General features: G+C 62.2%; 13 protein-coding genes. 11 read left to right on the top strand and 2 right to left on the bottom strand.

What is annotated here, in order from left to right:
• Positions 1-30: 30 nt before the first annotated feature.
• Positions 31-324 (bottom strand): hypothetical protein, encoded by a 294-nt coding sequence (locus EJC47_RS20000; protein ID WP_126849472.1) that lies wholly within the window; start codon positions 322-324, stop codon positions 31-33.
• 210 nt (positions 325-534) lie between these two features.
• Here EJC47_RS20000 and EJC47_RS19995 point away from each other — a divergent pair, with 210 nt between their 5' ends.
• From EJC47_RS19995 to EJC47_RS19950, 10 genes are all read left to right on the top strand, one after another.
• Positions 535-2274, top strand: a complete 1740-nt coding sequence (locus tag EJC47_RS19995; RefSeq protein ID WP_126849471.1) for a tyrosine-type recombinase/integrase — start codon at positions 535-537, stop codon at positions 2272-2274.
• 773 nt (positions 2275-3047) lie between these two features.
• A complete protein-coding gene (locus tag EJC47_RS19990; RefSeq protein ID WP_221885197.1) occupies positions 3048-4730 on the top strand; it encodes a terminase large subunit domain-containing protein in 1683 nt (560 codons plus the stop codon).
• Between the two features lie 245 nt (positions 4731-4975).
• On the top strand, positions 4976-6094 hold the full coding sequence (locus tag EJC47_RS19985) for a hypothetical protein (protein WP_221885196.1): 1119 nt from the start codon (positions 4976-4978) through the stop codon (positions 6092-6094).
• 8 nt (positions 6095-6102) lie between these two features.
• Positions 6103-6408: a hypothetical protein gene (locus EJC47_RS19980; protein ID WP_126849470.1), complete on the top strand. Its 306-nt coding sequence runs from the start codon at positions 6103-6105 to the stop codon at positions 6406-6408.
• 24 nt (positions 6409-6432) lie between these two features.
• Positions 6433-7332 (top strand): major capsid protein, encoded by a 900-nt coding sequence (locus EJC47_RS19975; protein ID WP_126849469.1) that lies wholly within the window; start codon positions 6433-6435, stop codon positions 7330-7332.
• Positions 7333-7537: 205 nt separating this feature from the next.
• Positions 7538-7858 (top strand): hypothetical protein, encoded by a 321-nt coding sequence (locus tag EJC47_RS19970; RefSeq protein ID WP_126849468.1) that lies wholly within the window; start codon positions 7538-7540, stop codon positions 7856-7858.
• On the top strand, positions 7855-8337 hold the full coding sequence (locus EJC47_RS19965; RefSeq protein ID WP_126849467.1) for a DnaT-like ssDNA-binding protein: 483 nt from the start codon (positions 7855-7857) through the stop codon (positions 8335-8337). The genes EJC47_RS19970 and EJC47_RS19965 overlap by 4 nt, the downstream gene beginning before the upstream one ends.
• Positions 8334-9317, top strand: a complete 984-nt coding sequence (locus EJC47_RS19960; RefSeq protein ID WP_126849466.1) for a phage minor head protein — start codon at positions 8334-8336, stop codon at positions 9315-9317. The genes EJC47_RS19965 and EJC47_RS19960 overlap by 4 nt, the downstream gene beginning before the upstream one ends.
• Entirely contained in the window at positions 9314-9757 is a 444-nt protein-coding gene (locus EJC47_RS21475) for a helix-turn-helix domain-containing protein (protein WP_260591686.1), read from the top strand. The genes EJC47_RS19960 and EJC47_RS21475 overlap by 4 nt, the downstream gene beginning before the upstream one ends.
• On the top strand, positions 9747-10115 hold the full coding sequence (locus EJC47_RS19950; protein ID WP_126849465.1) for a hypothetical protein: 369 nt from the start codon (positions 9747-9749) through the stop codon (positions 10113-10115). Before EJC47_RS21475 ends, EJC47_RS19950 begins: the two co-directional genes overlap by 11 nt.
• Before the next feature lie 2 nt (positions 10116-10117).
• On the opposite strand, the gene EJC47_RS19945 is transcribed toward EJC47_RS19950, so the two are convergent.
• Positions 10118-11578, bottom strand: a complete 1461-nt coding sequence (locus EJC47_RS19945; protein ID WP_126849464.1) for a hypothetical protein — start codon at positions 11576-11578, stop codon at positions 10118-10120.
• Between the two features lie 324 nt (positions 11579-11902).
• Here EJC47_RS19945 and EJC47_RS19940 point away from each other — a divergent pair, with 324 nt between their 5' ends.
• Positions 11903-12478, top strand: coding sequence for a recombinase family protein (locus tag EJC47_RS19940; protein ID WP_126849463.1), 576 nt, complete (start codon positions 11903-11905; stop codon positions 12476-12478).
• Positions 12479-12634 lie beyond the last annotated feature (156 nt).

The following is a 12634-nucleotide window of genomic DNA, read 5'->3' as shown; positions in this document are numbered from 1 at the left end:
ACACCCCTCTAGGCAGGGTGTTTGATTCGGTCAAACCCTTTTTTGCAATTTTCTTTCAATCGCGCGGCAAAACGGCGTCGGGCGGGGATCGGTCATGATGAAAACGGCGGAAAATCGCCATTCTGCGCCGGGATTCGCGGGCGGCGCGAGCCGTGCCGCTTGCTCGCCATCATTTGGTTGACGGTTCCGCTCCATCACGAATCGTATCGTGATCGCCGGAGCAGCATCGGAAGTGCCGATTGCCGCAGCACATTTCGGCAAGCGAGCGAAAGACGCCGCGTAGCTTACGGTCGCATCGGTGCGCGGCTCGTTGCGCAGCGACACGCAAGAGCGACATCGATCGCTAATCGCGATGAGCCGGCCACAAAGGATGAAATGGAAAGGATGATGGTCGGGGAGACAGGATGGGAATAGAAGGTCAATCTTGACACAGAATTGACCACGAGTCGCGGTTTTCTGCGGGTTTCAGACTACACTTGCTACAGCACCCGTGCTACAGGTTGCTACAGCACTTACACGGGGAACCTGCCTTCCATGTCTCTCGCCACCTACCTTGTCCAGCGCGGCAAGCGTGCCACTTGGCAACTTCGCGTGCCGATCCCGCGCGCCCTGCACGCCCCCGGCAAACCCAAAGAGCGCACGATGTCGATGGGCACGACCGATCGCCGGATCGCGTCCGATCGTGCCTTGGCGGTGCTGGACGAATGGAAACGAGAATGGGCGACCGCGCGGGGTGAGCCGTTGGCGGTGCTGTCCGTGCCGTCGCAAGCACGTCGAAAGCCAACGCAAGCGGAGCTAGAGGCGCTGGCAGTCGAGTTTGGGCACGACGAAGCGCTCGCGCAAAGCGACATGCGGCGACAGCAACCCGGCGGCTGGCGTCGGCACATGCACCGCACGGAAGCCGCGTTAGATGCATTCACGCCACTGGCAGCAACCGGCGATCACTCACTAGTCGAGGGGATCGCCGGCGATATTATCGACGGCATGGGGCTGAACCTTGAACCCGGCACCCCGGCTTACCGGCAGTTCCTCACCGACCTGAACGCCGCACGCATGGCGGCGTTGAAAACCAGCCATGCCCGCGCCCGTGGCGACCTTGAGGCTTCTGCCGAAAGCCCGCTGGTCGCCCGCGTTCGCCAGCGTGAGCAGGACAAGGCCAAGCCCGGTGAGACGTTGCTGGACCTGTTCGACCGCTATGCCGAACAGCGCCTCGCCGAAGGCCGCAAGCGCGACGACACGCTCAAGCAGGATCGCAAAGTTATCGAGCAGTTCGCGGCGTTCATTGGGGTCGATCGCGCCGTGGCGTCGATCAAGCCGGAACACGTCCGCGGATACCGCGACACCTTGCGCCAGCTACCGCCCAAATGGCGTGACAGGGCCGATATGCGCGGCCTGTCGATGCGAGAGGCGGCAGCGAAGGCCCGTGATGCCGATATGCCTCGCACGGCGCTCACGACGGTGAACAAACACCTGTCCACCATATCGCCGCTTTTCGCGTGGCTCATCAAGGAACGATGGGACTTGTCGAACCCGTGCGCGGGCCTGTTTCATGACAAGGTGCGCGGCAAAAATCCGCGCCCGCCGCTAGGCACCGACCGCCTGAATAAGGTGCTGGCATCGCCCCTGTTCACCGGTTTCGAGGCGGACGGCAAAGAGCACCGGCCCGGAGAGGTTCGTGCGAACGATTGGCGGTATTGGATTCCGTTGTTGTGCCTGTTCACCGGCATGCGTGTCGGCGAGGCGGCACAGCTCCGCACCGAAGACGTGTCACAGCATGATAGCGGCGCATGGATCATCGACATTCAGCATGCACCGGGGAAGGGTCAGACGACGAAAGCGGGGCAGTCGCGGGCGTCGGTCGCGCACGCAAAGTTGGTCGAGCTTGGGTTCGTCGCCTTTGTGGAGAAACGCCGCGCGGCTGGTGGTGATAGCCGCCTGTTCCCGGAGCTGGAGGTGAACGAACGTGACCAGCTAGGCGCGGAGCCTTCGGCGTTCTGGCGCGACTACCTTACCCGTATCGGCGTCAAGGCAGGTGCGGATGGCTTGGGCGCGCATAGCTTTCGGCATGAGCTGGCAGACCGTCTCCGGGTGGAGGTCGGGCTTGTGGATGACCAGATCGCCGTCGCGCTGGGGCATGACCAGAAAAGCACCACCGCCGGTTATGGCGCTGTGCGACAGGGCACGGTGCGTTTCCTCGCGCCGGTGATTGCGCAGGTGCGTTTTGATGGCGTGGAGTTCGCGCCGATCGGGCGCACGCTTGGCTCACACAGATGAGGCGATTTAAGGCTCGCAGCACGCTTATAGTGGCTGCTGGCTATCCAACTAGCCAAAGCACTCAAATCGCGCTCTACGGTGCCTCTACGGGCGAAATAGAGGGCTTCCAGCAACAGGTGTTGCACGCCGGCAACAGCACGCGTGCTTCGTCGTCGTGCTTCGCTGTCGCCGCGAAGCTCCCCGCCGGTGTGGTTCAGCCCCAACCTCGAACCCCTTAGCGCGCGCACCCGTGTATATATATATACCCGCGTATGCGCGATCGCGTGCGTCCCTAAGAATTAAATAATACTATTATATAAGATTCATGAGCTTATCTGATTCGGTATTCTCTCACTTCGTTCGAGAATAAGAGCGACGCTGCGCATCGCTCTTATTTGTCAAAGTTTCATTTGAAACTAAATCTCGGTCGGAGTGAAAATGGGATCGGCGAGACCCGAGGCTCGCGGCGTTGAATCGATGCCGGCGCGAAAACCTGTTTCCTTTCTGTTCGAGTTTTGGTAGTATGCTGGTGTAGGCGGCGATCCCGCAGACCCCGCTTGAGGATCGGGATAATCCACAAGCTCCCGGAGCGCTACAGCTCACGGCGTTCGAGGCGATCACGTTAGCGCGCTCACGGTGAACACGACAGGCCACTAGCCGCGGAGCGGCGTAAGGCATCGAAACTTTCAGGACCGCGTGCGGTCCACGCCCGGACAGGGGCCGCTCAAGTCGAGCGTCGTTAGGCTGATCCCGCGGACCACGCGGCGTCTCAAATCAGCTCCCGAGTCCTATCCTTGTCCACCGCCCATGCCACTTCCAACCTCGCCGCGTCGATCGCCTCATGGCGCAACGGCAGCGCGGGCTTTTTCAAGTTTCTTGATGACGTGCAGCCCCGCGTCCGGTCGAGCACCGGCGGGTTCACCCCGTTCGTTCCCGGACCTCGCGAAGCCGCGGAGATCGCCAAGGCGCTGGACGGCAAGGACGTGTCTGTCGCGGCGTTCTGCTGGCCCCGCCGACACGGCAAGTCCGTGACCTCTGCCATGATTATCGTTTGGCGGTTTCTCACTCGCCAGACCGAAACCGTCGCCGTGGTCGCGAACAGCGAAAAGCAGGTGGTCGATACGGCGTTCAGGTCGATCCGTGAGGCTTTCGAGCAGACGCCCTTGCTCAAGCGGCTGGTCGCGGCGGGCACCATCAACGTGCTTACCGACCGTATCGAGTTCCCGACCGCCGGCTCCACCATCCAAGCGTTCAGTGCCAACCCCGCCGCGCTGTGGGGCAAAAAGCTGTCGTGCGCCCAGGTATCGGAACTGCACGCTGCGCCACGCGGCGATGAGGTGTTCGCGGCGCTCGCCGGCTCGCTGCTGGACACCGCCGGCTCGCTCATGCTGATCGACAGCACCGTCTCTCCCAAGTCGAACAAGCTCTTTGAGCTGCATCAGGCCGCGAACCATCCGACCGACCCCGACACGTCGATCACGTTCAGCCACATCGCCTACGCCGACCTTGACGACGCATGTCGCAACGCACCGCCGTGGATTAGCGAAAACAAGCTCCGGTCGCTGTCGCGCCAGATGCTGCCGCATGAGTTCGCGCTGTATCACCTGAACCGTTGGGGCGATGCGACCAGCGCCTTGTTCCCCGCCGATGTGCTGGCGCAAGTAACTCACGAATATCCGCTGGACGTGAAGGCGCTCGCTGCCGGGTCCGCCTACATCGTCGGCGGTGGCTTGGACCGCGCGTTCGGCGGATCGCGCCACGGCGACCGCACGGTGACCGCCTGTGTCGCCAAGATCGTGCTGGACGATGAGGAACACCTGTTCGTGCTGGACGCCGACAGCGTGTTCCTCGGCCGGCTTGGCGGTATCAAAAGCCGGATGGACGGTTACCATCGGGGTTACGGCATGAGCCGCGCCACGCTGGAGTCATACGGGGCGCAGGACGTGGCAGATTGGGCCGCGACACAGCCGTTCAGCTCCGGGGTGGAGGTGGTCCACCCCTCGCGCAAGTCGAAATATCAGGCCTTCATGAGCTTGTATCAGGCTGCGGCTGAACAGCGCCTCCACATCCACCCCGCCTTCAAAGACCTCCTCGCCGAACTCGCCGTGTTCGAGGTTCACGCGGACGGCAAGGCGACCGATGGCGAAGCCGCCGTTCCCAAGTTCACGCACCCGCGCGGCGCACACGACGACTTTGTGCATGCGCTGGCATGGGCTGCGCATTCCCTTCGGCACGTCTCCCTGAACCCGTATGAGCTTGAGGGCATCCATTGCCACGGGCGCGGTCCTGCGATCGCGGCGTGCGTCCTGAACGGTGGTGCTCATGTGCCGATGTGCGCACGTGAGTGCCGGTCGATGCGCGAAGCCTCACGTCTGTTCGACGCCTACCGTGCTCGCAAGCTCGTCCAGCCGGTTGGCTTTGAAGTCTTCGCGACGACGAAGCTGACAAATGTTGGCGCACATACGATGCCACGATGAAAAAACTCGTGACTCGCAAGCAATATTAAGCTATACTACTACCACTTTTGTATGTTTGGAGCTTAGTGCGTCAAGTGTTGTTTGCAACTGATACTGTTCGGATAGCATCTGCTTCGCGCGACCGCAAGGAAGATTGTGCGCGTCGTCTTCGCTATTATTGGGACGAGCAGTCACAAGAGACGCTCAAGCTCATTGCTCGCCGGTGGTCGCGCCCTGAACAGTTCCGGCTTTTCAGCATCAACGTCGTGCGCGCGATCACCAACCGTCGCGCCAACACATACCGCATCCAGCCCCGTCGCGTGTTCACCGGCGTCGATCAAGCGACGATGGACGCGCTTTATCGTGCGATGAACGCCGACGCCGTGCTCAAGAAGGCTTCGCGCTATGTGAAGCTGTGCAAGACGGGGCTGCTGCAAGTCGGCTTCAACGATGCGACTGGCACGCCAACGCTGAACGTCATCACGCCGAACGTGCTGGACGTGCTCTACAGCGACCCGGAAAACCCGGAACGTGTCATCATCACGCACGGTGCGACCCGCGCCGAAGACGTGACCTATTCCGACTGGTCCGCCACCAGCTTCCGGCACCTGAACTATCGCGGCGTGCCCCGCCGGATCGACGGCAATCCCGGCAACGCCAACCCCTACGGCGTGCTGCCGTTCGTGCCGCTGTTCGATCGCCTTCCCGACGACCAGTTTTTCCTCCCCGGCGGTAACGACCTGATCGAGGCGCAAGACGCCGTGAACGTCGCACTGGCGAACCTGTGGCGATCAGTGGAGACACAGGCGCATGGGCAGGCATGGGCGACCGGCATCAGCGCCAACGAGGTGCTGCAATTCGGACCAGACCGCGCAATCGCGCTGCCCCAAGGCGGGCAGTTCGGCTTCGCCAGCCCCAACTCCCCGATTGCGTCGATCCTGTCAGCGATTGAGTTCGTGTTACGCCAGACTGCCGCCACGCACGGCGTTGGCAGTGACGTGTTCGACCTGTCCAAGGTCGCGGAATCTGGCAGCGCCAAGCACGCGGGGCGCATCGAACTCCGTGAAGAACGGCTAGACGACATCGCGCAATGGCGCATCGCCGAAGCCCGCTTGTTCGCGGTGCTCAAGGCTGTCGTGAACACGCATCGCCCCGGCACCATCCCCGACGACGCCACGATCGCCGTGGACTTCGCGGAGCTGCAAGACAGCCTCACCGAAGCCGAACAGCTCGCCAACACGCGCGACAAGATCGACCTGGGGCTTTGGAGTCCCGCCGACGCCCTCATGGCGCTGAACCCCGATGGCTTCCCCGATCGCGCTGCCGCGATGCGCGAACTTCAATCCCGCCGCGACGAGGCCGCCGCGCTGGCGCTGCCCCTGTAGGAACCGACATGGAAAACGAAACTCCGACTCCCGATCCCGCCGTTGCGGAGCTTGCTGCCCTCAAGGCACAGCTCGCCGACACCGCCACTACAGTGCTTGCCGGCGTGCCGGAGCATCTGCGCGGCTTGATCCCTGCCAGCCTATCGCCCGCCGACCAGCTCGCATGGTTTCACACCGCCAAGGCAACCGGCGTGTTCGACGGCAAGCCGGCGGTGCCCGCCACCGACAGCGGCAAGCCCGCAATCACGCCGACCACCCCCGATCCCGCTTCGCTGCCCGTCTTCGCGCGGATGGCGGGTGGCTACCGCAAGTAACAGAACAAGAGAGGAAACCTGTAAGTGCTGACCATTTCGGAATGGGCGAAGCTGAACCCCGACCAGCTCACGTCCGGCATTGTCGAGATTTTTGCGACCGAGAACCCGGTGCTCGCCGCGCTACCGTTCATCAACATTGCCGGCAACGCCTACACCTATAACCGGGAACAGTCGCTCCCCGGTGTGGCGTTCCGTGGCTTCAATGAAGGCTACGTGGAATCCACCGGCGTCGTGAACCCGCTGACGGAAACGCTGACCATCCTTGGCGGCGACAGCGACTTCGACGTTGCGCAGATCGCTATGCAGACCGGCGACAACGACACCCGCGCCATTCACGATGGCATGAAGGCAAAGGCCGCGACCTTGACGTGGCTGCGCACGTTCTTCGATGGTGACACGTCCGCCAACCCCAAGGAGTTCGACGGCCTGAACCGCCGCCTCACCGGCGAGCAGGTGCTGACCGCCGGCACCAATGGCGGCACGCTTGAGTTCAAGATGCTGGACGAGCTGGTCGACGCCGTGCGCGGCACGCCGTCGCTCTTGCTCATGAACAAGACGATGCGCCGCACCGTCCGCGCGATGGCGCGGAGCGTGAACGCGCTCACCATCACCACCGACCAGCTCGGCCGCGAACTGGAAGGCTATGCCGGTGTGCCGTTCGGGCTGGTCGAGGAAGACGAGACCGGGGCGGACATTCTGGCGTTCGATGAGACGCAGGGCACCGCCAACGCGACCACCAGCATCTACGCCGTCCGCTTTGGCGCTGACACGCTCCACGGCATCCAGACGAAGCCGATCGAGGCGCGCGACCTTGGCGAGGTGGACGACAAGCCCGCGCTCCGCACGCGCACCGAATGGTATTCGGGCTTCGTCATCAAGCATCCGAAGGCCGCTGCCCGTCTCAAGGGCATCAAGGCCGCATAAGCTTACCCCGGCGGGCGATAGAAGCCTCCCCACATACTCCCGGCGCTGGATAGGTTGCCCGCCGCGCGCCGGGAGGTGGGGATGGGGCCGGTGCGATACCGGCGTCGGATAAGTCAGTGAGTGCCGACGCATGAAAAACCCTGACCGCCAGCGGCGCCCACGTCTCACCGGGCGCGCGGCTGGCACACTCATTCCAAGGTGCCCGATGCTCGCCGACCTGTTGCCCCTCATCACCGGCACCGTGCGCCAGCTCCATGCAGGCAAGCGCGACCTGTTCGGCAAGGTTCAGGAAGGGACCGGCACCGAACACCGCGCCCGCGTGACCTACAGCCCCGGCAAGGCGCTGGGGCAAGCGTCCCGCGAAACCATTCCCGACGCCACCGCAATCGTGTGGCTGATCGACCATCCGCACCCCATCGCCATCGGCGACACTTTCGAGTTGCCCGATGCTGCTGCTCTCAAGGTGGCGCGGCTTGAGCGCCGCAAGCTGCCCGGTGGCGTGCTCTACAAGGTATATCTGACGTGACCGATCCTGTGCCCGCCTGGCCGATCCGTGCCGGCGTGAACTCCTATGCCAGCCTTGCCAACGCGCAAGGCATCGCCGCGACCCGGCTGTTCGCAAGCGCATGGAACGGCGCAACCGAACAGACGCAATCGCAAGCACTCATCACCGCCACGGCGTTTCTGGACCGCATGCGCTGGCAGGGCCGCGCCCTCGCACCAACGCAACCGCTGGCATGGCCCCGCGTGCCAGATCGCTGCCCGCACGGCTACCCGCTTGCCGCTGCCACGCCGCCCGCGATCGTGACGGCATGCGTAGAGCTGGCAATTCACCTGCTGACACAGGGCGCTCTTTCCAGCGCCCCCGTTATGCAGCGGATGCTTGGCGACAGCATGACCATGTATTTCCCGACGATCGCCGATGAGCTGCCGAAGCACGTCCGCCGGCTGATCGAGCCGCACCTACTCGCATCCTCCGCCAACGTCGCAGAGGTGGCCCTGTGATCGACCCTATCGACCAGCTCACCGCACGGCAGGAAGCGGACCTGAAAGAAACGATCGACGCGGCGCTTGATGACGCAATCGCGCTGTTCGACGTGCTGGCCATCGCCGCGCTCATGGCGAACGCCGATGAGGAAGGCTCCGAAGCCCGCGACCACTACGTTGACCAGCTCGCCGCGCTCGCCGGCACCGACGATCCCGAACAAGGGCAGCTCGCCGACGCGCTGGATGCTGCCAGCGGCCTAGCTGCCCTCTCATCGTTCTTCGCGGCTGTCGCCGCGCTCGCTGCCGCACAGGCCCGCCACGTCGCGAACACGAACGCTGCCGATGCCGTGACCGCGCGCGAGAACGCGATCCGCTCATTCCGCGCCGCCTATCTCCATGAAAGCGCCAGCGCGCTCCGCGACACCGCCGACCGCATGCTCGCCGCAAGCGGGAGCGTCAACAGCCGCGCCGCCCAGATCCGGCGCGCTATCGGCCTGTCGGTCGCGCAAGCTCGCTCACTCCACGCAATCCGCGAAGCTCTGATCGCCCATGCCGCTGATCCCGTGCGCGGTGCCGAGTCCATCCTTGTCGCAACACGCGGCAGCATCACCGCCGCACAGCGCCAGATGCTCACCAAGGCGATCCGTGCTGGCACCAGCCCGAAGCAAGCCGAAAAGCTGCTGGACCGCCACGCCAAGGCACTCCGGCAAGCCCGCACCAAGGCTGTTGCCGGTAACGCCGCGCACCAGATCGCCGAAACCGCCAAGCTCACCGGCTGGCAGATTGCACAACGCTTCGGCGCTCTGCCTGCCGACCAGCGCCGCTACTGGCAAACCGCTGGTGACGAACGGGTGCGTCTCGCACACGCACAGGTGCCGGGAATGAATCGCGTCGGGGTGCCGCTTAATCAGCCCTTCGTCACGCCGCTGGGGCCATGCTTCACGCCACCGCTGGAAGCCGGGTGCCGATGCAAGGCAACGCTGGGGCGCACGGCATGAACGCCAACGTAATCAGCCCCGAACAGCGCCTGTTCGTCGGTGTGATCGTCAATGCCGCACAGGAAGCCGCTGGCGTGCCCCGCATCGGTCATGAGCGCCGCACCATCAAGGAGTCCGCCCGCGCATGGTTCAGCAACGGTGGCGACGACTTTCGCATCGTATGCGAGCTGGCCGGGCTGGAACCGCGAGACGTGCGCAAGCGGGTGCTCGCCTACGTCGATCGAGTGGAGCACGACCCCGCCGCGCTGGTGAAGGTTAAGCGAACCAACATGCCCGCGCGCCATCGCGACGTGTCGATCCCCGACGTTGCCCGCCGTGCCGGCGTGTCACCGACCACCGTGTCGAACGTCATCCACGATCGCTGGAACGTCACGCCGGGAACCCGCGCCCGCGTGCTCGGCGCGATCGAAGCCGCAGGATACCGCCACCATGTCCATTGAGCCGATCGCGTTCGATATGAGCATCGCTGGTCGCAAGATCGACGGGCGCACGATGGAAGCCAAGCGGTTCCGGTTGATCGGGCTGGAACTCGCCGACCAGCTAGGCCGCAACCCCACGCCATCGGAGCGCCTTTTGCTCATGAACGCCGCTACGCTGGCGATGCTGTGTGAACAGGCGACCGCCGACCTGCTCGAAGGCAAGCCGGTCGATCAAGAGAACTACCGCCGCAACGTGACGCTGCTAGGCGCGAACCTCATCAAGCTGGGGCTGGCGAAAAAGAGCCGCGACCTGTCCAAGCGAGATAGCGCCGGCACGGATGATTTTGGCGCGGCGTTGATTGAGGCGAACTTGCACTAGCGCTACTGCAATAAGTCTCGAAACTTCCGGCGGCACATTGCTTCAAGAGCGGTGGCGCGGCCGATGTCGTGATGACCAAGGAGTTCGATAAAATCATCGTCGCTGAATACAAGGATTGCACCCTGTTGAGCTCGCATTGCGTCTCGGCAACGCTCAAGCAGCCTATCTGCATTTTCGATAGTTCTGCAACAAACCAATCCCAATCGACCTCGGCGGGGGTCGAACCTGCCAATCATTTGGTCGATCTCGTTGTTTGCTAAATCTTCGGTGTAATTTTTACATTCTACCATCACCTCCCGAGCTTGCAAGAATGGATCAACGCGCATCTCCGAAAAGAAGCCACGTTCCGCTGCGTTGGCGAAGGAAATGTCGATTCGCTTACGACCCTGATTAATATCAAGTTCAAGCGTCGGCGTAATCAACATTGGATAGAACATATAAGTGATTATGCCCGCAACCGTATGGTGATACGTCGTAGCATCACGTCTGCCGGTAGGGATGCGCTGAAGAACACGACATAATTCTTCGTTGAATATACGCTCGACAAATGGCTCGCCGTCAAGCTCCATCAGACGGCGAAGGCCAAGTGAACCGCGTCGAGTCACCGTCGCTTTGAAATCCCGATAGACTCCAGGATTCTCCACTGAGAAGTGAGCTAGATTCCGCTTGGTCGGCGGCATATCTGCCTTAATGTCTTTCTTGTAAACCTCTCTTTTCTCTTCGCGCTTTCTCCGTATAACCTTAACTAGATGACCACCAGTTCTTAGTTGCTCGTCGCGGATGAAGTTCGTGACGAAATGCGTGTAGTAGTGGGTCGCAAGCTGCTGCATTCCACCCTTCCAGCGCACGTAACGCTTCGGCACGAGAAGAACTCGCTTCCCGTCCACTAAAGGAAGGCGATCAAAGCGGTCTGTCTCCCATCGACTTTCACCCCGCACCCACATTTTCCCCGTAGGAATATCGCCGGCTATAGGCACGCCAAGAAGCTCGAATTGCTGTTGGGTGTATTCGATCAGATGCCGTCTAATTATGTTCGTGGTGATGTCCGACACCTTGTCCGCGCCAATTCCGTCAATGAACAAGGCGCAGTCGGTGAGATCGCTTAGCAAGCCTGTCCGCGCTGCGGGACTTGCGCGTAGATTTTCGACGAGCTGTTGAGCTTGAATGAGGCCGATGCCTCGTCCACGCGGCTCACCTTGGGAGATGCCTAGATGCGTCTCGTTCGGCTCTTGAAGGGCGGCGAGCAACGCCTCGCCACGCTCGACATCGCCGTCGATGATGGCTTGTAAAACCGCCTGAAAGAAGTCCCTAATGTCGTCCTGACATTCCTGTGCGAAATGATCGATTGGGTTCACAAATCCAATAGGATCTATGTAAAGAGGGAAGTCCAAATCGAGGTCAATGTCGACAAAGTCCAACATCGGTTGACTCGCGTTCAATCCAAGTGTGGTAGATAGCAGCATCGACTAGGTCTCCCTGACAAAGCTCATGCTATCGCCATTTCAGCAAAATGGAACCACGCCACCTATAGACCGCCGCTCCACGCCACCCTGGAGTTCCCGGTCGGCTGTCCTTGCGCGACCCAGCCACGCTCACCGCTGCCTTCACACTAGCGATTTGCCTCGGGAGCTCGAACCCACCGTCATTGACCTTACCGAACCGCCTCAAAAGTTACACCTTTCGAGAGGGGGCAAATAGGCCCCAGATAGCGCCTCAAAAGATACCATATTGACTTGTGATACGGTCGCGTTAGTCAGGGGTATCTTTTGAGACTCGGAGGCAGGGTAATGAGCCGCATCGCATACTATCGTGTCAGCACCGGCGACCAGACGATCGACGCACAGCGGCACGCGCTTGGCGGTGGCTTCGATCGCGAGTTCTCCGACGAAGGCGTGAGCGGTTCCACCGCTTCCGCTGATCGCCTTGGTTTTGGGGCGCTGCTATCCTACGTCCGAGAAGGCGATACCCTCTACGTCTATGCGCTCGACCGTCTTGGGCGCGATGCGCTGGACGTTCAGGCAACCGTGCGGCGGTTGCTGGATCGCGGCGTCACGCTGGACGTGCGTGGGCTGGGGCCAATCGGGCGCGGCGTCGGCGAACTGATTGTCGCTGTGCTGGCACAGATGGCGGATATGGAGCGCCAGCGCATCCGGGAACGCTGTGACGCGGGGCGTGATGCCGCGCGGGCAGCGTTGGCAGCCACAGGCCGCACGCACCGTGGAAAGGTGAGCATGGGGCGTCCGAAGGCACATGACGCATCCAGTGTGGCATCATGGCGCAAGGACAATGGTGCCACGGTGCGGCAGACGATGGAGCACTTCGGTATCAGCAAGGCTACGGTGGCGCGCTACTGCGCGACATAGGTTAGGGCATTCCTACCCACCCCATCCGGCCGGGGAGGGTATCTAGACGAAGCAAAGCCTAATCTTTTTAGTTCGCTTTGGTAGCTGACCATTCAGACAAGATCCGCGCAAACACATGACGTGAACGTCGCCAGCGCCTTGCAACCCCCCGCACAA

This window comes from Sphingomonas sp. TF3, from assembly GCF_003985085.1.
Lineage (GTDB): Bacteria > Pseudomonadota > Alphaproteobacteria > Sphingomonadales > Sphingomonadaceae > Sphingomonas.
This window is presented reverse-complemented; position numbering and strand designations above follow the sequence as displayed.